This is a genomic window from Streptosporangium sp. NPDC049078 (assembly GCF_040648855.1).
Lineage (GTDB): Bacteria > Actinomycetota > Actinomycetes > Streptosporangiales > Streptosporangiaceae > Streptosporangium.
In genome coordinates, this window is the sequence record NZ_JBEZEL010000002.1 from 174,579 (window position 1) to 198,901 (window position 24,323).

Below are 24,323 nucleotides of genomic sequence, written 5' to 3' on the forward strand. Positions count from 1 at the left end.
CCGGCCCCGCGAGGTCCGAGGCCCGGCCAGGTGACACCCTGAGCCGGGCCGCGCGGGCCGGTACCCGCCTCATCCCGCGGCGCCGCCCGAGGCGTCCCGTGCGGGCGCGACCACGTTCGGCACCGCTCCCCCGTATCTCCTGTCGCGCTTGGCGTACGTCTCGCAGGCCTCCCACAGATCGCGGCGGTCGAAGTCGGGCCAGAGGCGGTTGAGGAAGACCATCTCGGCGTACGCCGTCTGCCAGATCAGGAAGTTGGAGATGCGCTGCTCCCCCGAGGACCGCACGAACAGATCGACGTCGGGAATCTGCGGCTCGTCCAGATAGCGGGCGAAGGTCTCCTCCTTCACCCGGCCCGGCTTGACCCGTCCGTCGGCGATGTCCTGCGCGAGACGCAGGGCGGCGTCCACGATCTCGGCCCGGCCTCCGTAGTTGACGCAGAACTGCAGGGTCAGCGTGGAGTTGTCCTTGGTCATCTCCTCGGCGTCGCGCAACTCCTGGATGACGCTCCTCCACAGCCGTCCCGGACGACCGGCCCAGCGGACCCGCACGCCCATCGCGTGAAGCTGGTCCCTGCGGCGGCGGATGACGTCGCGGTTGAAACCCATCAGGAAGCGGACCTCGTCGGGGGAGCGCTTCCAGTTCTCCGTGGAGAAGGCGTAGGCCGACAGGTAGGGGACGCCGAGCTCGATCGCGCCCTCGATCACGTCGAAGAGCGACGCCTCACCCGCCTTGTGGCCCTCGGTGCGGGGCAGGCCGCGCTGCTTGGCCCACCGTCCGTTGCCGTCCATCACGATCGCCACGTGCCGGGGCACGAGGTCGCGCGGGATCGGGGGCGGGGTGGCACCGGAGGGATGCGGGACGGGTGGGCGGACGTTCACGTGGCGTGCTCCCTTTCTACGTGTCGAAGAGAGCGTATGCCGTGTTCGAGGTGCCACTGGAGATACGCGGCGACCAGGCCGCTGCACTCGGCGCGGTGCCGGGCGACGGAGGCGTCCGCGGTGGACCAGTCGCCCTTGAGCAGCGCCACCATCAGGGCGAGCGTCTCTCCCTCGGGCACCGCCGCTCCCGCGGGGCGGCAGGCGCCGCACACGACGCCACCGGCCACGATGGCGAAGGCCCGCACCGAGACGGCCTTGCAGCGGGCGCATGCCTCCAGGGCGGGGGCGTAACCGGCCACCGCGAGGGAGCGCAGGAAGTAGGCGTCCAGGACGAGCCTGGCCTCGTGATCACCTGAGCCGAGCGTGCGCAGACCGCCGACGAGCAGCAGGAACTGGCGCAGCGCCGGCTCTTTCTCCCCCATGACCAGGCGGTCGGCGGTCTCCAGCATCGCGGTGCCCGCCGTGTAGCGCGGGTAGTCGGAGACGAGCGACTCGCCGTACGGCCTGATGGTCTCGGCCTGGGTGATCATGTCGAGCGTACGGCCGGTGTGGAGCTGGAGATCGACGTGGGTGAACGGCTCCAGCCGTCCGCCAAATCGTGATGTTGTCCGCCGGACCCCCTTGGCGACGCCCCGGATCTTGCCCATCCGGCGGGTCAGCACGGTGACGATACGGTCGGCCTCTCCCAGCTTGTGGGTGCGCAGCACGATGCCGTCGTCACGGTACAGACTCACCCGCACAGTGTAGTGGGACGGTCCACTTGGCAGAGGTGGAACCATGATCAAACGACACGGATAGATCACTGGTGCGTGTTGTTCACCTAAAACTCACTAAACTTTGGCCCCTGGCGAAATGCCGCCCCCGGTTACACCGCCTCACACCGTCTCCGCACGAAAGGGTGCCATGCCCCGCGTGGTCCTGCTGGGCTCATCGCCCGGCCCCGATGCCGCTCCCGGCCAGGTGACGCCCGCCGCGTTGCCCCTGCCCGCGCTTCCCGGCTGCCCCACGGTGATCGGCAAGCTGCACGGCCAGCTCGCCTCACTCGACTCCGAGCCGGTGACCATCGTCCGCTCGGGCGACGCCGCCGCCCACCGGGGCTTCCCCGGCAGCCTTGTCGAGACCTCCGACCTCGCCGGTGACCTGCGCGCCGTGGCCGACGCGGTCGAGTACGCCACCGAGAACCTGCTTCTCCTTCCGGCCAACTCGCTGATCCACGACGAGCTGATCTACCAGATCACCAAGTCGAAGCGCGGAGCCCTCGCGCTGATCGCCAAGGAGCCGCGCGAGGAGGACGAGAACGGCGACGTCGTCGTCCCGGACGTCCCGATCGAGGAGGCGCTGCCGGAGATCGGCGAGCGGACGCTGGAGGGCCTGCCCGTCAGGGTGCGCGCCCGCAGGTCCCGGGTCATCTCGGTGGGCTCGGCCTTCCACGGGGTGACCAGGCCCAACTCGGTCCTTCTCGGCCCGCTGCACCTGCACCACAAGCACGCGCCCGTCCTCGCGGAGGCCGCCCGCGAGCTGGCCGACATGGCCCACCTGCTGGGGCCCGAGGACGACCTGGTCCAGCTGCTGGTGCTGGGTCTGGTGCGCAAGGGCGTCTCCGTCGGCATCCGCGGCCGCCGGGACCTGTTCTTCCGCCGGGTGTCCACTCCCGAGCAGGCCGCGGAGGCGCTGGCCGAGATGTCCACGTTCAACGAGGACAGGGCGCGGCTGGACAACGCGGTGAAGGGCGCCGACGGCTTCTTCACCACGTACTTCGTCAGCACCTACTCCCGGTTCATCGCCCGATGGGCGGCGAGGCGGGGTCTCACCCCCAACCAGGTCACGTTGATCTCCATCGCGCTGGGCGTGGCGGCGGCGCTGTGCTTCGCCACCGGTGAGCGGACCGGGATGGTCGCGGGCGGGGTGCTGATCTACTTCGCGTTCGTGTTCGACTGCGTGGACGGCCAGGTCGCACGATACGCCCGTAAGTTCGGCGTGCTCGGGGCGTGGCTGGACGCCACGTTCGACCGGTTCAAGGAATACGTGGTCTTCGCGGGCCTGGCGGTCGGCGCGGCGGTCTCCGGGGTGGGCGACGTCTGGACGCTCGCGCTGATCGCGCTCGGCGTGCAGTCCATCAGGCACCTCCTCGACTTCTCCTACGGCGCGGCGAACCGGCGCAAGCCCCCGTCGCCGCTGCCGTCGGTCCCGCTCACGGTGAGCGCCGACACCGGGCTGCGCCAGGCGCTGGAGGAGCGCAAGAACGCGGTGACCGGCGGGATCCGCAGCCTGCTGAAGATGTGGGGCAGGGCCGGCAGATACCGCGCCGTGCACTGGGCCCGCAAGATGATCGTGTTCCCCATCGGCGAGCGTTTCGCCGCCATCGCGATCGTCAGCGCCCTGTTCGACGCCAGGATCACCTTCCTCACCCTGATCATCTGGGGCGGCATCGGTGCCGCCTACTCGCTCACCGGACGCCTGATGAGGTCTCTCGCATGATCACCCAGCCGCAGACCACCCCCGTTCCGGATCCGTACGAGGAGCGGTTGCGCGTGCAGACCGCGCGGCTGCTCGCCTACCGCGACGACGGCCCGCTGGTGACGCTGCTCCGCGACAAGGTGGGGCCGGGGCTGCCCCCGGTTCCCGCCACGCTCGCCGCGCTGCTGGCGATCATCGCGATGGCCGTGACCGGGCTACTGGTGGAGGGGCCGATCCTGCTCGTCCCGGCACTGGTCATGATCGTCCTGGTGCTGCCCACCGCGGCCCGCGACCACCTCGGCAAGCTCGACTGGCTCGCGCCGCCGCTGATCCGGGGGACCGAGTTCCTCACGATCATCCTCGTCGGCCTCGCGGTCGACGCGCCCAAGTGGCTGCTCTACGTGCTGATCTACGTGATCGGCTACCACACCTACGACACGGTGTACCGGACGCGGCAGAGCATCTGGCCCGCCCCCTGGGTGTTCAGGGCGGGGCTCGGCTGGGAGCTCCGGCTGCTGATCATCAGCGTCGGCGCCGTGCTGGGCGTGATGACGTGGGTGCTGGCCGCGCTCACGCTCTATCTCGGCGTGTTGTTCGCGGTGGAGAGCGTGACGAGCTGGGTCGGCCTGGACAAGCAGACGGCGAACGCCGCGCAGGCGAGCGACGACCTGGAGACCTCCCCCGAGGAGGCCCAGGAGCAGGCCACCGGCGAGGCCGACCAGACCTGAGCGGCTCCGGCCCGGCCTGACCTGACCGGGCTCGATCAAGATCGATCGGTGCTGGTCAGGGCTGGTCAGGGCTTCACGAACGGCGAACGCCGCCGGACGGATCATCCGTCCGGCGGCGTTCGTGTCTTCCGGGCGCGGGCCGCCGGCGCCCGTCGCGAACCCGCGCCCGTCCGAAGCGGTATACAGGTCTTCGTGGAACTGGACAGGCTGGATCGCGACATCATCGGGGCGCTCGTCGAGGACGCCCGCGCCACGTACGCGGAGATCGGACAGCGGGTCGGCCTGTCGGCGTCGGCGGTGAAACGCCGGGTGGACCGGCTGCGCGAGACCGGCGCCATCACCGGGTTCACCGCCCGGGTGGAGCCCGCGGCGCTCGGCTGGACCACCGAGGCCTACGTGGAGTTGTTCTGCGCGGGCAAGACCTCGCCGTCGGAGATCGGGGTGGCCATCGGCCGCCATCCGGAGGTGGTCTCGGCGTGCACCATCACCGGTGAGGCCGACGCGCTGCTGCACATCAGGGCCACCGATGTGCGGCACGTGGAGAGGGTGATCGAGCGGATCGCCTCCGAGTCGTTCGTGGTGCGGACCAAGAGCTCCATCGTGCTCTCCCGGCTGATCGAGGCACCCCTGGTGACCTCGCGCAGCGAGCCCTTCATCGCCCCGCACAACGAATCGACGTTTCTGACCTGAAGCACGCGGGAAACCCGCGCCGACGCGCAAAAGCAGGCTCTTGGCCTGCGAGAACGCGCTTCCTAGGCTGATGACGCCGCCATCGGGACCGTGATGGGCGGCTGTCACCACGACCTTTCACACGCGGGGGTTATCCATGACCAGGCACTACCTCATGTGTCGGCCCGACCACTTCGCGGTCGAGTACGCGATCAACCCGTGGATGCACCCCGAGGCCGGGGCCGACCGCGAGGTGGCGATCCGCCAGTGGGAGGCGCTCAAGAGCGTCTACGAGGAGCTCGGGCACCGCGTCAGCCTCATCGACCCGGTGGAGGGCCTACCGGACATGGTCTTCGCCGCCAACGGCGCGCTGGTCGTGGACGGCCGCGTGTACGGTGCGCGGTTCACCCACCCGCAGCGCGCGGCCGAGGGACCCGCGTACCTGCGCTGGTTCGTCGACAACGGCTACCGGCGGGTCCGTGAGGCGGCCTTCACCAACGAGGGCGAGGGGGACTTCCTCACGCTCGACCACCTGGTGCTGGCCGGGACCGGGTTCCGTACCGACATCACCGCGCACAAGGAGGCCCAGGAGTTCCTCGGCCGCCCGGTGGTGACGCTGCAGCTGGTGGACCCCCGGTTCTACCACCTGGACACCGCGCTCTTCCCGCTTAACGGACATAACGTGGCATACTTCCCGGAGGCTTTCTCTCCTGGAAGCCAGGAGGTGCTCCGCACCCTCTTCCCCGAGGCCGTCATCGCGAACGAGGACGACGCGGCCGTGCTGGGCCTCAACGCCGTCAGCGACGGCGTCAACGTGGTGATCAACGCCGAGGCCTCCGACCTGCAGCTCGAACTCAAGCGCCGGGGTTTCGAGGTCATCGCGGTGGACCTGTCGGAGCTTCGCAAGGCGGGCGGCGGCCCCAAGTGCTGCACGCTGGAGATCCGGGGACAGGGCGGGGCATGACAACCACAGACCAGACGTACCGGGCGGACCGGGCATATCGGGGAGGGGCGGATCATCGGATGACCGGCACCGACGAGTTCATCGAGCTGAGCGAGCGCCGCAGCGCGCACAACTACCACCCCCTGCCCATCGTGATCCACGAGGCGCGGGGCGCCTGGGTCGTCGACGTGGAGGGCAGGCGGTTCCTCGACTGCCTGTCCGGCTACTCCTCCCTGAACTTCGGGCACGGCAACCCGAAGATCATCGCAGCGGCGCAGGAGCAGCTGTCGCGGCTCACCCTGACCAGCCGCGCCTTCTTCCACGACCAGTTCGCCTCCTTCGCCGCCGGGCTGGGCGACCTCACCGGCAAGGACATGGTCCTGCCGATGAACACCGGCGCCGAGGCCGTGGAGACCGCGATCAAGGTGGCCCGCAAGTGGGGCTACGAGGTCAAGGGAGTGGCCGCCGATCAGGCCAACATCATCGTGATGGAGGACAACTTCCACGGCCGGACCACCACGATCGTCGGTTTCTCCACCGACCCCGACGCCCGGGGCGGCTTCGGTCCCTACCCTCCCGGCTTCAGGATCGTGAAGTACGGCTCCGTCGAGGCGATCCGCGAGGCCGTCGACGCCAACACGGTCGCGGTGCTGCTCGAGCCCATCCAGGGCGAGGCCGGGGTGCTGGTACCGCCGGACGGCTACCTCACCCAGGTCCGCGAACTGTGCACCGCGGAGAACATCCTGATGATCGCCGACGAGATCCAGTCGGGTCTCGGCCGCACCGGCGAGACCTTCGCCTGCGACCACGAGGGCGTCGTCCCCGACATCTACGTGCTGGGCAAGGCCCTGGGCGGCGGCGTCGTCCCGGTCTCGGCGATCACCGCGAACGAGGACGTGCTCGGTGTGATCAGGCCGGGGCAGCACGGCTCCACCTTCGGTGGCAACCCGCTCGCCTGCGCGGTCGCGAACGCGGTCATCGAGATGCTCGGCACCGGCGAGTACCAGGCGCGGGCCAGGGAGCTCGGCGAGGTCATGCACGAGAGGCTGCGCGGGCTGATCGGCCACGGCGTGGTCACCGTGCGCGGGCGCGGCCTGTGGGCGGGGGTCGACATCGACCCGTCGCTGGCGAGCGGGCGTGAGGTCTCCAAGGCGCTCATGGCCCACGGCGTGCTGGCCAAGGACACCCACGGCTCGACCGTCCGCCTCGCCCCGCCGATCGTCGTCTCCGAGGAGGACCTCCTCTGGGCGGTCGACCAGCTCGGCGCGGCCCTCGCCGAACTGGCGAAGTGAACCACCCCGGCCGAGCCCGGGCATGACGGAGCCGGTGCGGCTCCCCCGTCCAGGACGGGGGAGCCGCACCGGCTCCTCACGTTTCCGTCTCCCGGTCCCCGAGCGGGCACCGAGAGACGACTCCTACGTCGTCCAGCCGTCGCGGGTGGTCAGGCCCAGCCGTCTGCGCCGTTCCTCCTCCGCCACCAGCCAGGCCGGCCTCGCCTTGGCCGGAGGCCGGTAGAGCCGCTTGACGGCGATCCCGCCGAAGACGAAGGACCCGAGAAAGCCGAGCCCGACGAGCGCGTCGAGGATCTCCTGCCCGGACACCCAGGTGTAGGCCAGCAGCACCGCCCAGAGGGAGAACATGATCGCCCCCGGGACCTGGGCGAAGGGCAGGTTGCGCCACTCCTTCGGCTTGGCCTCGTCGAAGTAGCGCTCGGCCCACACGCTCTGCGCGTCCGCTCCACGGAACCGGCGATGGTTGACGAACCCGAGGACCGCCATGAGGGCGGTGGCGAGCACCGCCCACACCGGCGCGTGCGGGTACCCCGTCAGCACGGCTGTCTCATCCAAAGAGCTTGTTCCATCCCTTCTTGATCCCGGAACCGATGGACTTGGCGGTGTTCACCACCGGATCTCGCGCCTTGTCGTAGGCGGCGATGGCGGTGTCACCGACGACTCCGCCGACCATACCTCCGATGTAGGCGCCGGCCGCACCGCAGACCGCCGCGAGGACCACTCCGGGGCTGCACGCCGCGGCCCCGATGGTGGCACCCGCGTAGGCGCCGCCGGCCACCGCGGCGCCGCGGATACCGGCTCGCAGGGCTTTCTCGCCCTTGTTGATGTCCTTTCCCTTGTCGGAGTTCCACTGGGTCAGCGCGCCGTCGGCGAAGGTGGTCACCAGTCCGAACCGGCCCAGGAACTTCCCTGCCTTGGCCAGGCGTCCGCCCCACTTGATGCCGCGCGCCTCGACCCTGACCGACTTGGCGTCGTACCACTTGCGCAGCCCGTTCCAGAACCAGCTGGACTTCCAGTTTCCCTGCGGGTAGCTCGCCGCCTTGAGGGCGTAGATGCCGCCCATCACCCGCCCCTTCTCGGCGACGTTGGTTCCCCAGGTGTTGAGCATGTCGGACGGGCCGCCGAAGCCGTAGGCGAGCCAGCCGAGCGCGGTGAACTTGCGGGGATCGACGCTGCTGAGGGTGTTGGTCTTGACGGTCTTGCCGTAGGAGGTGCTCACGCCGCCGCTCGGCGCCGGGCGGTGCGGCGCGCCGCCACCACCACCACCACCGCCACCACCACCGCCGCCGTTGCCGCCGCCGCCCTTGTGGCCGCCACCGCCGCCGCCGTTGAGCAGCGCCGCCAGCGCCCGGATGATCGCCAGCAGGGCGGCGATCCAGCTTCCCCAGAACTTGCCGTCCGGGTCGGTGAAGGTGACCGGGTTGTTGTTCGCGTAGGCGTACCCGTTCATCTGCTGGGGGTCCTGCGGGTCGATGATCGGGTCGACGCTGATGAAGCGGCCGGTCGCCGGGTCGTACTCGCGGGCGCCCAGATGGGTCAGGCCGGTGGAGGAGTCGACGGTGCCGCCGACGAACCCCTTCTCCGAGGGCCATGCCCCTGGCGGTGCCCCCCGAAGCTGGCCGAAGGGCTTGAAGCGGCGCTGGGAGACCGCCTGGGTGGCGGCGTTGACCGCGAGCTCACCGGTGCCGTTGTGGTCGTTGGCGACGAAGGTCACCCCCGCCGTGGTCCTGACCGCGACCGCGACCGTGTCGTGGACGTAGTACCTGGTCGCGGCGACCTTCGCGGTCGCGGTGTCCAGCCGGAGCTCCATGCCCGGCAGGTACAGGGTCGTGGCGGTCGGCTCCCTGCGGATCAGCCGGTTGCCGTCGGCGTCGTAGAGATAGGAGGTGACCTTGGCCCCGTCGGTGACCTTGCTCAGCCGTCCCTCGACGTCCCAGTCCAGCTTCTGGTCGACGGCGCCGATCTTACGGCTGGTCGTGTTGCCGGTGGCGTCGTAGCCGTAGCTCTCCACGCGAGCACCCGCGGACCCGGTCTGGGTCACCGAGGCCAGCGCGTGCGGCTGTGGGGAACCCGCGGCCGGGTAGCCGTAGACACGCTGGGTGTCGGCGGCCCCGCCGACGCCGTGCTCGACCTCCTTCGTCCTGTTGCCCGTCGCGTCATAGCCGAACGACTGCCAGTACGGTGCCACCCCTCCGACGAGGTTCGCCGCGGGCGTGGTGGCGCAGCTCTGGGTGCCCTGCGTCCACGCCTCGGTCATCCTGCGCAGGTGGTCGTAGGAGAAGCACTGGGTGTCCGTGCCGGACCGGGAGACGTCGGAGACCGCGGTGACGTTGCCCGCCGCGTCGTAGGTGTAGGTGGCGTGGCGGTCCACACCGGCGACGTCCTCACGGTCGACCCGCGCCGACTTCAGCCGCTGTGTGCCGTACTCGTAGGAGTTGGTGAGCCAGACCTTCTTGCCTCCGGTGGAGAGCTCGTACTGCTCGGGTTTTCCGGTGAGGCTGTGGATCGACCTGGTCACGTAGGAGGTGAGACCGGAGGTGGCCGTGGGCCGCCGCAGCTCGTCGTAGGAGTAGACGACGGTCTCGGCCGCCAGGCCCCCCGAGGCGGGGAAGGTGGCGGACTGCACCGTGCCGTCCAGCTTGTAGCGGGTGTCGAACTGGTAGCTGCCCCCCAGTTCCTTCTCGGTCTCCGGGACGGTGATCGTGGTCCGGATCGCCCGGTCCAGGTTGTCGTAGGCGTTGACGGTCGTCGTGTACGCCTGGCCGCCCGCGTTCCTGGTGGAGCTGGAGAGCTGCCCCTTGCGGACCGTGTCGTAGGTCCACGCCGTCAGGACGTTGCCGGTCGCGGACCCCTCGCGGACCTCGGTCTTGCGGCCGAGCGCGTCATAGGTGGTGAACAGCTTGGCGCCCCTGGCGTCCTCGGTGGAGGTCACCCGGTCCAGGTCGTCGTAGGCGGACCTGGTCGTGCCCTTGTCCGGGTCGTCCACCCGGATCTCCCTGCCGCGCAGGTCGTAGTGATGGGTCCAGGTGTTGCCCGCCGCGTCCTCGACCGTGGCGAGCTTGCCCAGCGGGGTGTAGGTGTAGCGGGTCCGGTCGAAGTCACCGGTCGGAGAGTCCCCCCGGTACTGGCGCAGCTCGACGATGTGGTCGCGCGCGTCGGTGAAGGTGGTGACCGGCGTGTCCCCGGTCGGCGGGTCGACCGTGACCCGGCCTCCGGCGTACGAGGTGATCGTGCGCCACTTCTCCTGGGTCTCGCCGTTGCCGACGAGGAACCGCTCGACGGTCACCCGATTGCGGCCGTCGAACTCGAAGACCTTCTGCGACTCGACATTGCCGTCGAAGGCTCCGAAAAGGGTGGTCGAGGGCGCCCCGGTCGAGTAGTACTGCCCGTACTCGCGCGCGACGTTGCCCCGGGAGTCGTAGAGCTTGTCGGAGATCAGCCGCCCGCCGTCCGGCCCCGGGTCCTGGGTCTGACGCAGCCGCAGCCTGCCGTCGTACAGCTCGTAGGTGGGCTCGGTCTGGCCGCCCTCGGCGGTCAGCCGTTTCGTGCCGATCGCGATGATCTGACCGTCGGTCACCCGGTAGCTGAACTCCAGGTTCGGTGTCTGCTTGGCCGCCTTGGAGCGGTCTGCCATCCACACCTTGAGCAGACGGCCCAGCGCGTCGTACTCCAGGTCGGTCCGCTTGCCTCCGGCGTCCACCTTGACCGTCTCGAAGCCGAAGGCCGGGTCGAGTTCCTCGCTCGTGACGTGGGCCGTACCGGGGTCGCCGGGGACGACCGGTGGCCCGGTGGTCTTCACCAGCGTGGCCAGGCCCGCGGTGTCGGTGTAGGCGACGGTGGTGACGTTGCCCGCGGCGTCCTTGGTGGTGAGCTCACGGCCGTAGGAGTCGTAGGTGGAGATCTCGGTGGGGACGTACGTCGCGGTGGTGCCGTTGTGGCTCGCTATCTTCTCGACCCTGGTGACCTCTCCCCTGTCCGGCGCCGCGCCGAAGGCTTTGCCGTCGTAGAAGGAGCGCCCGTCCTCGATCACGTGTTTGGACCGGTCGGGCGTGACCGAGCAGGCCACCGAGAGGCTCTCCACCCGCGAGGGGAACTTCAGCATCCAGGCGGTCTTGTCCTGCGCGTACGTGGTCCTGACGCACCGGTCGTCGGCCGCCGTGGCCAGGTCGCCCTTGTCGTCGACCTGGGTGGCGAGACCCGTGGCCGGGTCGTAGGAGGTCACGATCTCGGTCTCCCGCCACTTCCCTCCGTCCATCGCGGTCCAGGTGTGGCTCTTGGCGACGTCCGTCAGGTTCGCGGTGACCTTCCCCCAGCTCCTGGTACGGCTGGCGGTCTGCTCGCGCCACGGGGTGTTGACCGTCTTGACGGCCACCGCGCCGCCGACCCCCTCGTACTCCGTCCGCTTCAGCTCGAAACCCTGCAGCGCCTCGTGGTCGACGTGCGTTCCGCCCTCGCCGTCGGCGACGGAGACCTTCTTGGTGCCGCCGTCGGCGTCGAGCCGGTCACCGTCCATGCCCCGCAGGAACAGGCGCTCGCTCTGGGAGCGCAGGTCGTTCCAGCCTCCCGTCTTGATCCGCACCCGGCCGTAACCGCGCCACTGCGACCAGGTCTTGTACTTCTCCTTGGTCATGCCGTCGTCGTCGTCGTAGTGCCAGGCGGCGCCGTCGAGGTATTCGTAGGTGGTGAGCATGTCCGGCGCCTTGCCGGTCCTGTCGCTCTGCACGACCTGGGTGACCACGTACTTGTGGAACCAGTCCCGGATCGGGTCGGCGTAGCCGGCCGGTGTCCACTTGACCGGGAAGCAGCGCCGGGTGTTGGTCTCCGGCGTCGGCAGCGAGGACAGCGTGCAGTCGGCGTCGGAGTAGTTGACGTCGATCTGGCCACCGGACTCGTCGTAGATCGCCCCGACCCTGTACTTGACGAACGGCGCGATGTCGTCGCCCAGTTTGTCGACCCGGTTCGGCAACTGGACGTGGTTGAACGTCACCGGGGGCAGCGTGACGGCCGGGGACGCCGCATGACCGGTGTGCTGGATCGACTTGACCAGCAGGGCCCGGTCGATGTCGGCGTCGCCCCAGAGGTGGTCCAGCTTCCAGGAGTCGACGTCCCGGTAGGCTCCGTCCGCCTTCAGCACCTGGGTGGTGACCTTGGTCAGCCGCTTGCGTGACCAGAAGGTGGGCGCCAGTGTGCCCTTGGTGCCCTTGCACTCGGTGCCCGCGGCGCAGTTCAGGTCCCAGGGCACGTCCGGCCACCTGGTCGGATGGTCACCGATCTTGTCCTCCGCGCAGTCGGCGGCGGTCGCCGACAGGCAGCGCTCCGAGAGGCCGAAGACCACCCTGGCCGACGGCTTCGCCGAGAACAGGGTGGCGGCGCGCTGGCCGTAGTCGATCCGGTCCAGCCAGCCGCCCCGCACGTAGGGGGTGTCGTCGGCGGGCTTGAGGTTGCGGCCGTAGCGATTGCCCTCCTGCGTGTAGAAGTAGGAGATGGCGTTGCCCCGCGGGTCCACGACGTAGTCGAGGTTCCACCGGTAGGCCTGCTGGCACCAGGAGGTGGCGAACGTGGAACCGTGACAGGGCTCGTCGGCGTCGTCGCCGAAGACCGGGTGGGTCCACGTCGACTTCGTCTCCTCCTTGCCGGTGCTCCAGCCGGGCAGGCGGTTCATGCCGAAGAAGTACTGCACGCCCTCGGTGGTGGTCAGCTTCCAGTACTCGCCGTCGTTGTCGCCGTTGGCCTTCCCGGTGTCCTTGACCCGCTCGATGCGCGTGCCGTCGTCGTTCTTCATCCGCCAGGTGCCGTCCGCGGCCTGGACCAGCTCGCCGCCCTTGCCGTTCCAGCTGAGCGTGGCGTTGTCGTAGGCCCAGCACTGGTCGCCCGGCGGGGTGCCCCACTGGTCCTTGGGAGCCCCGTCGTCGGCACACGGCTTGTAGCCGCGCTGGATGTAGCCGGGCCAGTAGTCGAATCCCTCTCCAACCCAGGACGGCTGGTTGTTGGTGTTGGACGTGCGGCCGTCCATCGCGCCCGAGGAGTAGCCGATCTCCACCTTGGGCGCGAGCTCACCGGGGACGGGCGGCACCCGCATCGGGTACGACCAGGCGAAGTCGCCCGACTGCTCGGAGACCGCCCAGGTCGACGAGGCCGACAGCGCCGTCGCCTTGTAGTCGCCCTTCTCACCGGACTCCCCCGCCACCGCGGCGAGCACCGTCGCCTGCGGTGCGGCCGTCACCTCGGCCGACAGCGTTCTCGCCTCGGTGTCGTTGCGCGAGGGGATCTCGGTGCCGGTACGGCACTGCGGCGCGTCAGGGGTGGTCAGCGCGCAGGCCGGCAGCCGGACCAGGCGCAGCCGGCTGCCGTAGGACCCGCCGAAACCTCCGGCGAACCCGGAGTAGTCCAGCTCGACACCGACCTGGCCGGTCCCGGGACCGCCCACGGTCAGCACGACCCCGTCCACGCCGGCCCGCCGGGCCGCCGCCCGTTCCAGGACCTGGACCTTCACCTCCTCCACGGGGGGCGCCGCCCCCCTGGCCCGCGACTGGGGAGCTCGTACCCGGACCGGCAGCTTCCCGGCGCGGACCGCCTCCCCGCTCGCCGGCACCTTCGCCTCGGTCACTCCCGGCTCCGGCCAGCCCGCCGGGGCCGGGTCTGGCTCGGCGGCCGCGGGGTCGGGCTTGCGCGGCCTCACCGTCTCCGCCCTGCCGGGCACCACGCGCTCGGCGCTCTCGACCTCGGGACGCTCTCCGTCCGGCCCGGCCCCGGCGTGCGCCGGTGGCGCCACCAGCAGGCCCGCGGCGGTGACCAGTGCCGTGAACACGGCCAGCCAACGCCGGGTACCCGATTCGTATAACCCCTTCATGAAAATCCTCCGCACAGGCGCAGGCCACCGGCCGCCGTACGCGGCGGCCGGGGCACCTCGGGAAATGGGGATGGGAAGGGGATCGCGGGCCGTGGCCCGCGATCCGCTCCTCAGGTCAGGGGCCGGTCTCGGTGTCGAGCTCGTTGCCCGCGGCCAGCATCTGGATCTGCTCCTGTGTGGCGACTCCCTGGAAGGCCCACACGTCGTCGATCACGCCGGGCCAGTACTCGCCCCAGGCGCCGTCGCCCTTGGTCCGGCCGAGTTGCAACCCCTTCGTGGCGTTGAAGCCCAGCACGTTGAACCGCCACGACACCTGCTCCTCGGTCTGTTCCAGCTCCCCGTTCACGTAGAGCCGCATCTCGTCCTGGAGCGCGTCGTAGGCGATCGCCACGTGGTCCCACTCGAAGCCGGACTGGAAGGCCGAGTGCTCCGAGGTGGGGCGGGTGGCTCCGGTGGCGTCGGAGTCCGGCATCTCGATCTGGTAGCCGCCCGCGTTGACCGGATCCGCCGGGTCCGGCCGGTAGCGGAGGGTGAAGGCGCTGTTGACCGCGCCCTCCTGGCTGAAGACCGTCGCCGGCCGGCCGGGACGGCCCGCGCTGGTCACCCAGCCGGCGACAGTGAAGCTGTCGTCCGTGCGCACCACGGGACCGGCGCTGGCCGCGTAGTCGCCGTCACCGTCCAGGACCAGCGCGCCGGGCGGGGTGCCGACCCAGCCCGCGCCCTGGTCGATGCGGGCGTTGCCGTACAGGGTGACGTGCCGGCCGGCGGTGCCGTCGTCGGCCGCGATGGTCAGCGGGGATCCCGACGCCAGCGTGGCGATCTCGGAGTCGGTGACGACCTGGTCGAAGATCCGCAGGTCGTCGATCTCGCCGGGGAAGAACGACCCGGCCGCGCCGTCGTAGGAACCCGCGCCCAGCTGCACGGGTCCGGTGGCGTTCCACGGCGTGGTGAACGCCGTGGTCGAGGCGAGCTTGCCGTTGACGTAGAGCCTGATCTGCTTGGCCGCCGCGTCGTAGGTCCCGGTCAGATGCGTCCACACCCCGCCCTGCGGCACCGAGGTGGACTGCGCCCGGATGATCGTGGCGGAGGCGTTGTTCGCGCTGAAACGGTTGAAGATCCACCGGTCGTAGGAGGAGGAGTAGTACAGCTCGAACGCCGGTTTCACCGACGCGGTCTGGGTGGCGATGATCCCCGCGTGGGTGGGTTTGGTGGCGGGGAGCCTCGCCCACGCCGACACCGAGAAGCTCTTGGTGGTGTCGAGCACGGCCCCGGTGGTCTTCAGGTACCCGTTCGTGCCGTTGAGGGTGACGGCCTTGCCGGACTTCCCGGTCGTCCCGAAGGTGACGGTGCCGACCTTGCTCGCCGGGTGGACGCCGCCCACCTCCTCGGCGCGGGTCGCGCCCGCCGCCTCGTCCAGCTTCCAGTACGCCTTGCTCGCCCGGACCGCCGAGGCCGAGTCGTTCAGCTTCCAGCGGGCGTTCACCACCGGGTGCTGGCTGAAGAGGTTGCCGACCTCCTCCGCGGTGACGATCCGGTCGAAGATCCGCAGGTCGTCGATCTCACCGGGGAAGAACGCGTCCGGGACCGTGCTGTACAGGCTCGCGCCGAGTTGTACCGGTCCGGTGGCGTTCCACGGCGTGGTGAACGCCGTGGTCGAGGCGAGCTTGCCGTTGACGTAGAGCCTGATGTGCTTGGCGACCGAGTCGTACACGCCGACCAGGTGCGCCCACTCCCCGCCCTGCGGCGCGGTGGCCCCTATCGCCCGCACGATCGTGGCGCTCGTGCTGTCGGTGCTGAACCTGTTGAAGATCCACCGGTCGTAGGAGGAGGAGTAGTACAGCTCGAAGCCCGGTCGAGCCGTGCCCGCCTGGGTGGCGATCACTCCGGCGTGGGTGGGTTTGACCTCGGGAAGCCTCGCCCACGCCGACACCGAGAAACTCGTGGTGGTGTTCACCACCGGGGCCGTCGTCCTGGCGTACCCGGTGGAGCCGTTGAACTGCGCGGCGCTCTTCGAGACGCCGTCCACCCCCAGCGTGACGCCGCCGGTGACGGTGGCGGGGAAGGTTCCCCCGACATCCGTGACCTGCGGGGAGTCGATGGGCTCGTCCAGCGGCCACTCCGCCTTCGCCGGCGCCCCGGTCTTGACCCTGAAGGCGTGACGGCCGATCTCGCTGACGTTGCCGGCCGCGTCGAAGGCCTGGACCGTGACGTAGTTCAGTCCCGCGTGCTCGGGCGCGATGTCGATCGTCACCGGCCCGCCGTTGGTGGCGGGCTTGCGCTCGTTGGCCTGCGTGGGGTTGCCGTTGATCCCGAACCAGTACTTGACGACGTCGGTGGAGGTGGAGGTGGCGGTGAAGCGTCCGTAGCGGCCCACCCCGTCGTACCACGGGTCGAGCTCGTCCTCGGGATCCGATTTGGGATAGGCGGTCGAGGCCAGCGCGGGGGCGGCCGGCACGCTCTTGTCATAGGTGTAGTAGCAGCCGGTCGCGTCGCCCGCGTAGCTCCACGGACTGTACTGGTAGCCGTCCCAGGTGCGTACCGACCAGGCGATCGTCTTCTTCTCGGGGATCGTCGAGGGCATCTTGACCTGGAACGTCGATCCGGTGGTCTTGGGGCCGATCCTGCCGGAGGTCCACTTCGTCGCGCCGTCCCAGCTGGCCTGGAACTCGGCGTACACCTTCTTGGCGTCGGCGGAGTCGGAGTCGTGCAGCACCGCCGAGAGCGTCGGGGGCACCCGCACCGCCGGGGCCGGGGAGTAGACGCACTTGCCGCCCGGGTCCATCGTCAGGTTGGACATCTTCGGCTGGGGCGGCGGGGTGTTGTAGTTGACCCGGAGCCAGGCGTCGTCGGCGAACCGCTTCCACCCCTTCGGGTCGGTCTCGTACCCGGCCCTGAGTCCGAACGTGGTGGTCGACCACTTGCCCGCCGCGGCGTCCTTCACCGCCGCGGTCGCGTTGAACTCCACGTCGCCACCCGGGCAGTCGGAGGACCAGCCCTTCGCCACGTCCCGGGTGGCGAGGTGTTCGAGCCAGTTGTCCTTGGTGGAGTTCCAGGTCGAGCCCTCGACGAACCCCTTGGTCCGCCAGAGCTGGACGGTACGGCCGTCGCAGGAGTAGGACCAGGTCTCCTTGGCGACGAACTCCGCGGAGATGATGTGCTTGCCCGCGTACGCGCTGGTGGGCATCCGGTAGAAGATGCGCTTCACGTCCGAGGGCGCGCACCTGGCGTCACCCGAGCAGTAGCCCATGCCGGAGTCGGCCTTGCCGCTGAACTTGTAGTACGACGTGCTCGGGTAGGTACGCGAGACATATCCCCAGGCGGACGCCTTGACCGTCTTCCACACCGGGTCGATGTAGACGGGGAACCGGGTGTCGGGGGCGGTCAGCAGCGTGGTCTCGGGGGTGAGGGTGAGCGAACCGTCCTCGACGGCGGTCCCGACGTCGGCCACCTTCGAGGTCGGGGCGGGGCCCCTGGCGAGGTCCTCCTCCGGCTCGGCCGTCGTGCGCCTCGCCGTCTCAGCGGGCGCCGTCTCAGCAGGCGCCGTCTCAGCAGGCGTGCTCCCGGCCTGCGTGCCGGAATCCCACATGATCGCCGACGGGGCCTCGAAGACCGCGCCCCCTCCCTCGGTGTCGACGGCACGCAGTCGCCCGTCCGGCTCGGCGCGCACCGCCAGCTCGGTTTCGCCCAGGTCGAAGCCGAGCCGGGCGAGGGCTCCGTTCTCCGCCGCCTCCCTGGTCTTCACGACGAGCGTGTGCGCGAACCCGTCGGTGTCGGCCCGAACGACCAGGTCGATGTCCTTGAGCACCGAGCGGTAGACGGCCGAGTCGCCCTGCAGTTCCGGCTCCGGCAGCTTTTCCGGCCACTTCAGCGACATCTCCCGGCCGGCGCGCGCCATCCGCACCATGGGCTCGTCCCCTCCCCCGGAGAGGGTCAGGTCGACGGTGGATGCCTTGGGCCCGATGGACCCGTCGGGCCTGCGGATCAGGGTGACGTCCGGCGCCACCCAGGAACTGTCCTGCCGGACCCTGACAGGGCGAAGGTGCTCCACCGCGGTGAAGGAACCGTCGGGATTGGCGAAGACCTCCCTGCTCTCACCTCGCTTGGCGAGGATTTCCGTACTGCGGCCCGTCTCGCGGGCGATCCTGCCGGCCTGCTCATCCGTCGGAGCCACCGGCTCCGCCGAGGAGGCGACGGCTCTCGGAGCCCCTCCATGAACGTCGATCGCGACCGTTGACCCCGTAGCGATAACCCCGGCGGCCAGTACGGCCGCCAGGCCCCGTAACGTTGACATGCGCCTCACCAGAAAAAGAGATGACGGCAGCACAAAGCTGTGTCACCTGGTAGAAAAGGGGCAAATCAGCGCTGATGATCACTATGTAAAACCGAGTAACGTTCGATGTCAACGTTTTTTATGATCAAAACGAGCACGCCCGCGGCCCCCGGTAAGCGATTTCCGCATCCGCCCAGGTGAGCACGCCTCACATACTTCCCGGCGCACGAGAAGAGCGCCGCGGCCCGCCGACCGGCCCCCGGCCGGAAGATCGCGACGGCCCCCGGCCCTCTTCGGCGCGCGGGGGAACGGAGGGCGCTTCGCTAGCCCTCCTCCAGCTTCACGACGGTGATCTCCGATACCTCGGTTCCCGCGGCGGTGTCCCAGCGGACCGACGTGGGGGCCGTGTCCAGGGAGAGGGTCGCGACCGCGTTGGAGAACCACGGGCCGTCGGTGATCCGCCACTTGAAGGGCGGCTTGGGGATCCTCGCCGTGCGGGAGAGCGTGCGGCCGACCAGGCTCGCGATGCCGAACTGGGCGACGATGTTGGCCAGGCGGAGGGTGCGGCTCAGCGGGTTGCGGATCGGGGAGCAGACCAGCTGGTAGACAGGAAGGTCGCGCGCCTTGGCCACGTAGGAGTAGTGCACGTCGCCGGAGAGCATGATCACCGGCTTTCCCAGCCCGGCCAGCAGCTTGGACAGGTCCTCGAACGAGCGGCGGAAGGCCGCCCAGTGCTCCAGGTCGACGGCCTGGCGCAGGGCCTCGGCCCAGCGCGCCACGGTCTTGCCCCAGGCCCCCTGGGCGAGGGCTTCGTTCCAGTTCTGGATGTGGTGGATGCCCGCGGGGAGCAGGAACGGCACCGAGGAGCCGATCACGAAGCGCTTCGCGCCCCCCTTGTGCAGCTGCTCGGTGAGCCACTCCCACTCCACCGGGTCGATCATGCGCCGGTCATCGGGGTCGAGCTGGCGGGAACAGCGGGAGTCGAGCATGATCAGGCGAGTGTCGCCGAGGTCACGGGCGTAACTCCACCGGCTGTCGGCGGGAACGTCGTAGGCGTGCTCGGCGAAGGCGTCGAGGACCTCGGCGCCGTCCCCCTCGGCCGCGCACACCTTGCTGAGCAGCTCGTCCGAGGCGCGTTCCGCCGGCGACAGGTTGCCCAGGTGCTGGTAGACCCAGTAGGCGCCGATCCCGGAGATCACCCGGTGCCGCCACCACGGCACCTCCTCCATCGACGTACGCCAGGAGATGGAGGTGTTGAAGTCGTCGCGCAGGTCGTGGTCATCGAAGATCATCGCGCTGGGCACCGTGGAGAGGAGCCAGCGGATCTCCGGGTCGGTCCACGCCAGGCGGTACAGCTCGGCGTACTCCTCGAAGTCGGCGATCTCCTTCTTCGGCTCGGTGTCCCTGCGGCCCGCGATGAACTCCAGCATCTCCGCGGACGGCTCGTCGGCGTAGACCTGGTCACCGAGCAGCAGCAGCAGGTCGGGCCAGCGCTCGTCGGGCGTCTCGGGCAGCGTGCCACCGTACGCGCGCAACACGTCCACCCCGTGGGAGATCGTGTACACGAGGTCGTGCGGCACGCTGGTCCGGCAGGAGCCGAACATGACGCGATTCGGACCGTCGGGGCCGAGCAGGCGGATGCGGCTCGGCGGCTGATCGGGCAGGGGCCACACGGTCTCCCCGCCCAGGCGCACCTCGTAGGCGCCTCCGCCCTCCACGTCCACGATCGCGTAGTGGTGACCGTGGACGGTGAACGTCCTCGCCTCCGAGCGCACGCCACCGACCTCGACCGTCACCTCGCACGGCTCGCTCGTCTCCATCCACACCGACGCGCTCGTCTCGTCCACGTAACGCAACATCGGCCCGACCACAAGTTCCGGCACTTTCATCCCCTCGGCTGCACAACGGTAGGAATCCTGACCGGATTCTGGAAAATCTATGTTTTACTCCCAGATTGCCCAGGGGAGCAGGCAGATAACAACACACCTCCTGCTCGCAGGCTCGCGACCCGATCCGCGGATCAGTCATGAGAACGAAACACGGCCCGACCCTACGGGCAAAAAACCGCGCCTAGTCTGATCGTGACCATGTGCCCCGAGCGGAGCAAGGGCGCTTCGCTCACCGTACGGAGGTATCCCTTGAGAACGCTCACGGTGCCGTCGACGACGCCGGCCGCCACCGCTCCCGTCAGTCCCGGCCGACAGGCCCTCGACTCCGCGCTCTTCCAGCTCGACCGGGCCGCGGACCGGCTGGACCTGGACGACAGCCTGCGCACCATGCTCGCCACCCCCCGCCGCTCGCTCACCGTCTCGGTCCCGGTCCGCCGCGAGGACGGCCGGATGGACGTCGTGCAGGGTTTCCGGGTGCAGCACAACACTACCCGCGGCCCGGCGAAGGGAGGCATCCGCTTCCACCCCCGCACCGACGTCCACGAGGTCACCGCCCTGGCCATGGGCATGACGTGGAAGTGCGCGCTGGCCGGCATCCCCTACGGGGGCGCCAAGGGCGGCGTCTCCCTGGACCCGGCCTCGCTGAGCGCCCGCGAGCTGGAACGGGTCACCCGGCGCTACGTCAACGAGGTCCTGCCCGTCATCGGTCCCGAGCGGGACATCCCGGCCCCCGACGTCGGCACCGACGAGCGCACCATGGCCTGGATCATGGACACCTACTCGGTGAACGCGGGCTACCCGGTGCCCGGCGTGACGATCGGCGGCCCCGTCTCCCCCGGCGGCGTGCCCGACACGGCCGGGACCGCGACCGCCCGCGGCGTGCGGATCGCCGCGCTCAGGGCTCTGGGCGGCTCCCCCGAGGGCCGTACCGTCGCGATCCAGGGCTTCGGCAAGGTCGGCGCCCCCGCCGCGCGCTACCTCGCCGACGCGGGCTGCCTCGTGATCGCGGTCTCCGACCGCACCGGGGCCGTGATCGACCGCTCCGGCCTGGACATCGACGACCTGCGGGCCTGGTCGGAGGAGACCGGCGGGGTACGCGGCTACCGCCGGGCGGACGCGCTGCCGGCGGAGGAACTGCTGGAGCTCGACGTGGACGTGCTCGTCCCCGCCGCCATGCAGGGGGCGATCACCGAGGAGAACGCCACCCGGATCAGGGCCGGCCTGGTCGTGGAGGGCGCCAGCTCCCCCACCACGCCCGGTGCGGACCGCGTCCTCGCCGACGCGGGCGTCACCGTGGTCCCCGACATCCTGGCCAACGCCGGCGGCGTGATCGTCTCCTACCTGGAGTGGCTGCAGGACATGCAGGCGCGTCGCTGGAGCGCGCGCGAGGTCGACGCGAGGCTTCGCGGCATCGTGCGGGACGCGTTCGACACGACCGCGGCGGTCTCCGCCGAGTGCGGGATCACCCTGCGCGAGGCCGCCCATGTGATCGGTGTCGGCCGGGTCGCCGACGCCCACCGGGCACGCGCGCCGCACCCCTGAGACCGTCGGGGACGTGCCGCACACCGGCCCGGACATACCGGCCCTCCCCGGCGGCGGGAACCGGCGTTCCCCCGTCCCGCGTACCGGGTGTGCCCGATGGTCCGCGCCCGCCTTCAGAGCGTCGTGGCACCCGTCCCCGTGTACGAAGGCGCGCCGTCACGCCGCCACGGCCAGGCGGCCGCGCCACCACGCGAGCGTCGCGGCCAGCGCCTCGTCCATCGGGGTCGGCGCGAGACCGAGGGCCGCCTGGGAGACGTCGGAGTCGAGGACGAAGGGACGGACGAACTGGTAACGCAACTCCTCCAGCTCCCTGAGCATCGGTGAGAAGACCCCGCCGGTGCGCAGCATCCAGTGGGGCAGGGCCTTCACCCCCGGGTTGGGCACTCCCGCGAGCGCGCACAGGCGCTCGGCGACCTCGCGCACCGGCCTCGGCTCGTTCGTGGGGACGTGCCACGCGCGACCCCAGGCGTCCTCGCCCTCGCCCGCCGCGACCAGGGTCCGCGCGACGTCGGGCACATAGGTCCAGCTGTGCGGCTGGTCGGGGTCTCCGGCGAAGCGGACGGTCCTGCCGGCGAGCAGTGCGGGGACGAACCTCTCCCCGAGGTGCGACTGGTCCAGGCAGCCGGGGCCGAAGTAGTCGGATCCGCGCACCTCGGTCACCCTGACCCGGCCCGCCTCGTGCGCGGCCAGGGCGTCCCGCCACACCTTCACCCGGATCGCACCCTTGGCGCTGGGCGGGTCGAGGGGGTCGTTCTCCCTCATCGGCCGGTCGGGCGCCGCGTAGACGTACAGGTTGCCGAGGATGACGTATCCGGCGCCGGTGGTCTCGGCGGCTCCCAGCAGGGACGCGGCGAGCGGCGGCCAGTCGCGCGCCCACTCGTGGTAGCGCGGGTTGACGCAGTTGTAGAGGACGGCGGCGCCCCGGGTCAGGGCGGTCAGCTTCTCGCGGTCGCTCACGTCGGCGGCGACCCTGCGGACGCCCGGCAGGTCGGGGCCCGAGCCCGAGCGACTGATGAGGACGACCTCGTGCCCCTGCCCGGTCAGCAGCCTGGCGACCTCCGAGCCGACCTGTCCGGCTCCGGCGATGACGTGCTTGGCCATGATTCCTCTTCCTGTGCGGTGGCTTACCCGTTCCGTCCTGAGAGCAATGCTCTCGCTAGAGAGCACTGCTCGTCAAGAGCAGTGCTCTCGTTTTTTGTCGGCGCTCTGATATGGTCACGGCATGAGTTCGAGCCTCACCGCACGCGAGAGGGTCAGGGCCGAGCTGACCCGCGAGATCACCGACGTCGCCCGCAGGCAGCTCGCCGTCGACGGCGCGAGCGGCCTGTCCCTGCGCGCCATCGCCCGCGAGATGGGCATGGCCTCCTCGGCGATCTACCGCTACTTCCCGTCCAGGGACGACCTGCTCACGACCCTGATCATCGACGGCTACAACGCCGTCGGCGAGGCTGTGGAGAACGCCGACGCGGCCGTCCCGCCGGAAGACCACGGGGGGAGGTGGATGGCGGTCTGCCACGCCGTGCGGGACTGGGCACTCGCCCACCCGCACGAGTACGCCCTGCTGTACGGCTCACCCGTCCCCGGCTACCGCGCCCCCCAGGACACCGTCCCCGCCGCGGTCCGCGACACCGCCGTCTACGGCCGGATCGTCTCCGACGCCCACCGCGCTGGAGCGCTGAACCCACCCGACACCACCCACCCGCCCGTCCCGCCGTCCTTCCACGAGGACGCCGCACGCGTGCGCGAACTCATCCCCGACGTCCCCGACGACGTGGTCGTCCGCGGCCTGATCGCCTGGACCGGCCTGTTCGGCTGGATCAACTTCGAGGTGTTCGGCCAGTTCGACAACGCGATCCTCGATCCCGCATCGGCCTTCGACCACGCCATGCGCTGCCAGGCCCGCACCCTCGGGCTGTCTATCTGATACGTCAGGAGTTGGCCGGGTAATTCACCCCGCACAGCAGGGCCTCGGCATGGACGCTATTTGTCGTCATGTGTCACACCAGGTTGCAGAGAGAGGGGCGATCGCGCCGTACTCAAGGTATTGAATTCCAGGGTCTTCCTGGCGTCGGTCAGACGGTCACCCGGCGATCCACGGCCCCGAGGGGCCGTGGGACGACGGTCCACGTGAGACCGTGTGAAGGGCCGCAGGCCCTCTACCGGGAGAACTTCTTGCGCGCGGCTCCCCGGATGACCTGGCCCGGCCGCTGCTGCTCTCCGTGCAGGGAGGTGAGCACGACGAGCAACCCGGTGACGGCGGGGACGACCCACTGCATGAGACGCAGCTGCTGTTGTGTCTTGGCTACGTCCTCCGGAGTCTCCTTCTCCGGTTTCACGGCACCTTCCACCGGCACGTCGCCCGCGTCCGCGAGTTTGGCACCGAGCACCCCGGTGTAGGCGGTCGCGGCGAGCGCCCCGGCGGTCAGCACGGCCTTGGCCGCGGTGCTCGCCCCCACCCCGCGCTGGTACGCCACCCGCCGCCTGTTGGCGGACAGCAGACCGAGCGAGCCGACGAGAAAGGCGCCGACGCTCGCCGCGCTGACCGGCGCCCACCTGCCCCATCCCGCGTTCGCGACCCGCAGGCGCTCGCTCCTGTCGCTCACCGCGGCGGTGGCACCGTTGAGGCCGATCGCGCCCATCAACGATCCCCCGAACCAGGCGGCCAGCCCGACATCGTGCATCGCGCGCACGACCGTATTGCGTTCCATGCTCTCCCCCTCATCACCAGCGCTGGATTCACGAGCTCTAACGGTGGATATCGCACTGTTATCGCTGTGATGGGAGTTGACTACCCTGATCCGATC

The 24,323-nt window shown here is 70.1% G+C and carries 15 protein-coding genes; 7 read left to right on the forward strand and 8 right to left on the reverse strand.

Annotation, left to right across the window (positions count from 1 at the left end; genetic code table 11):
• Positions 1 to 69: 69 nt before the first annotated feature.
• Positions 70 to 879, reverse strand: a complete 810-nt coding sequence (locus AB0B90_RS03680; protein ID WP_350944504.1) for an isoprenyl transferase — start codon at positions 877 to 879, stop codon at positions 70 to 72.
• Complete coding sequence (gene recO, locus AB0B90_RS03685) at positions 876 to 1,613, reverse strand: DNA repair protein RecO (RefSeq protein WP_350944506.1); 738 nt, start codon at positions 1,611 to 1,613, stop codon at positions 876 to 878. Before recO ends, AB0B90_RS03680 begins: the two co-directional genes overlap by 4 nt.
• Positions 1,614 to 1,782: 169 nt before the next feature.
• Here recO and AB0B90_RS03690 point away from each other — a divergent pair, with 169 nt between their 5' ends.
• The 5 genes from AB0B90_RS03690 to rocD all read left to right on the forward strand — a co-directional run bounded on the left by AB0B90_RS03690 (position 1,783) and on the right by rocD (position 6,968).
• Positions 1,783 to 3,357, forward strand: a complete 1,575-nt coding sequence (locus AB0B90_RS03690; protein WP_362920603.1) for a CDP-alcohol phosphatidyltransferase family protein — start codon at positions 1,783 to 1,785, stop codon at positions 3,355 to 3,357.
• Positions 3,354 to 4,064, forward strand: coding sequence for a DUF5941 domain-containing protein (locus AB0B90_RS03695; protein WP_350944509.1), 711 nt, complete (start codon positions 3,354 to 3,356; stop codon positions 4,062 to 4,064). Before AB0B90_RS03690 ends, AB0B90_RS03695 begins: the two co-directional genes overlap by 4 nt.
• A 192-nt stretch (positions 4,065 to 4,256) precedes the next feature.
• Positions 4,257 to 4,754 carry an Lrp/AsnC family transcriptional regulator gene (locus AB0B90_RS03700; protein ID WP_350944510.1) on the forward strand — a complete coding sequence of 166 codons (498 nt, stop codon included), beginning with the start codon at positions 4,257 to 4,259 and terminating at the stop codon, positions 4,752 to 4,754.
• Between the two features lie 136 nt (positions 4,755 to 4,890).
• The gene (gene ddaH / locus AB0B90_RS03705; protein WP_350944511.1) at positions 4,891 to 5,697 is read left to right on the forward strand and encodes a dimethylargininase; all 807 of its coding nucleotides are present in this window, start codon (positions 4,891 to 4,893) and stop codon (positions 5,695 to 5,697) included.
• 59 nt (positions 5,698 to 5,756) lie between these two features.
• The gene (rocD, locus tag AB0B90_RS03710; protein WP_350944512.1) at positions 5,757 to 6,968 is read left to right on the forward strand and encodes an ornithine--oxo-acid transaminase; all 1,212 of its coding nucleotides are present in this window, start codon (positions 5,757 to 5,759) and stop codon (positions 6,966 to 6,968) included.
• A gap of 123 nt (positions 6,969 to 7,091) precedes the next feature.
• On the opposite strand, the gene AB0B90_RS03715 is transcribed toward rocD, so the two are convergent.
• The 4 genes from AB0B90_RS03715 to AB0B90_RS03730 form a co-directional block, all read right to left on the reverse strand.
• A complete protein-coding gene (locus AB0B90_RS03715) occupies positions 7,092 to 7,523 on the reverse strand; it encodes a hypothetical protein (RefSeq protein WP_350944513.1) in 432 nt (143 codons plus the stop codon).
• A complete protein-coding gene (locus AB0B90_RS03720; RefSeq protein ID WP_362920606.1) occupies positions 7,516 to 13,818 on the reverse strand; it encodes an RHS repeat-associated core domain-containing protein in 6,303 nt (2,100 codons plus the stop codon). Before AB0B90_RS03720 ends, AB0B90_RS03715 begins: the two co-directional genes overlap by 8 nt.
• Before the next feature lie 115 nt (positions 13,819 to 13,933).
• Complete coding sequence (locus AB0B90_RS03725) at positions 13,934 to 18,109, reverse strand: LamG-like jellyroll fold domain-containing protein (RefSeq protein ID WP_362920608.1); 4,176 nt, start codon at positions 18,107 to 18,109, stop codon at positions 13,934 to 13,936.
• 302 nt (positions 18,110 to 18,411) lie between these two features.
• Positions 18,412 to 19,971 carry an alkaline phosphatase D family protein gene (locus AB0B90_RS03730; RefSeq protein ID WP_350944517.1) on the reverse strand — a complete coding sequence of 520 codons (1,560 nt, stop codon included), beginning with the start codon at positions 19,969 to 19,971 and terminating at the stop codon, positions 18,412 to 18,414.
• Positions 19,972 to 20,226: 255 nt separating this feature from the next.
• Here AB0B90_RS03730 and AB0B90_RS03735 point away from each other — a divergent pair, with 255 nt between their 5' ends.
• Positions 20,227 to 21,519: a Glu/Leu/Phe/Val dehydrogenase gene (locus AB0B90_RS03735; RefSeq protein WP_350944519.1), complete on the forward strand. Its 1,293-nt coding sequence runs from the start codon at positions 20,227 to 20,229 to the stop codon at positions 21,517 to 21,519.
• 156 nt (positions 21,520 to 21,675) lie between these two features.
• Here the strand turns inward: AB0B90_RS03735 and AB0B90_RS03740 are convergent, their stop codons facing one another.
• Entirely contained in the window at positions 21,676 to 22,620 is a 945-nt protein-coding gene (locus tag AB0B90_RS03740) for an NAD-dependent epimerase/dehydratase family protein (RefSeq protein WP_362920611.1), read from the reverse strand.
• 121 nt (positions 22,621 to 22,741) lie between these two features.
• On the opposite strand from AB0B90_RS03740, the gene AB0B90_RS03745 reads away from it, so the two are divergent.
• Positions 22,742 to 23,443, forward strand: a complete 702-nt coding sequence (locus tag AB0B90_RS03745) for a TetR/AcrR family transcriptional regulator (protein ID WP_362920613.1) — start codon at positions 22,742 to 22,744, stop codon at positions 23,441 to 23,443.
• Positions 23,444 to 23,675: 232 nt separating this feature from the next.
• Here AB0B90_RS03745 and AB0B90_RS03750 read toward each other — a convergent pair whose 3' ends face one another.
• Positions 23,676 to 24,227, reverse strand: coding sequence for a hypothetical protein (locus AB0B90_RS03750; protein ID WP_362920615.1), 552 nt, complete (start codon positions 24,225 to 24,227; stop codon positions 23,676 to 23,678).
• Between the last annotated feature and the right edge of the window lie 96 nt (positions 24,228 to 24,323).

Coding starts and splice junctions, on each gene's coding strand:
- AB0B90_RS03690 (WP_362920603.1), top strand. CDS start 1,783: ATGCCCCGCGTGGTCCTGCTGGGCTCATCGCCCGGCCCCGATGCCGCT.
- AB0B90_RS03695 (WP_350944509.1), top strand. CDS start 3,354: ATGATCACCCAGCCGCAGACCACCCCCGTTCCGGATCCGTACGAGGAG.
- ddaH (WP_350944511.1), top strand. CDS start 4,891: ATGACCAGGCACTACCTCATGTGTCGGCCCGACCACTTCGCGGTCGAG.
- rocD (WP_350944512.1), top strand. CDS start 5,757: ATGACCGGCACCGACGAGTTCATCGAGCTGAGCGAGCGCCGCAGCGCG.
- AB0B90_RS03720 (WP_362920606.1), bottom strand. CDS start 13,818: ATGAAGGGGTTATACGAATCGGGTACCCGGCGTTGGCTGGCCGTGTTC.
- AB0B90_RS03725 (WP_362920608.1), bottom strand. CDS start 18,109: ATGTCAACGTTACGGGGCCTGGCGGCCGTACTGGCCGCCGGGGTTATC.
- AB0B90_RS03740 (WP_362920611.1), bottom strand. CDS start 22,620: ATGGCCAAGCACGTCATCGCCGGAGCCGGACAGGTCGGCTCGGAGGTC.
- AB0B90_RS03745 (WP_362920613.1), top strand. CDS start 22,742: ATGAGTTCGAGCCTCACCGCACGCGAGAGGGTCAGGGCCGAGCTGACC.
- AB0B90_RS03750 (WP_362920615.1), bottom strand. CDS start 24,227: ATGGAACGCAATACGGTCGTGCGCGCGATGCACGATGTCGGGCTGGCC.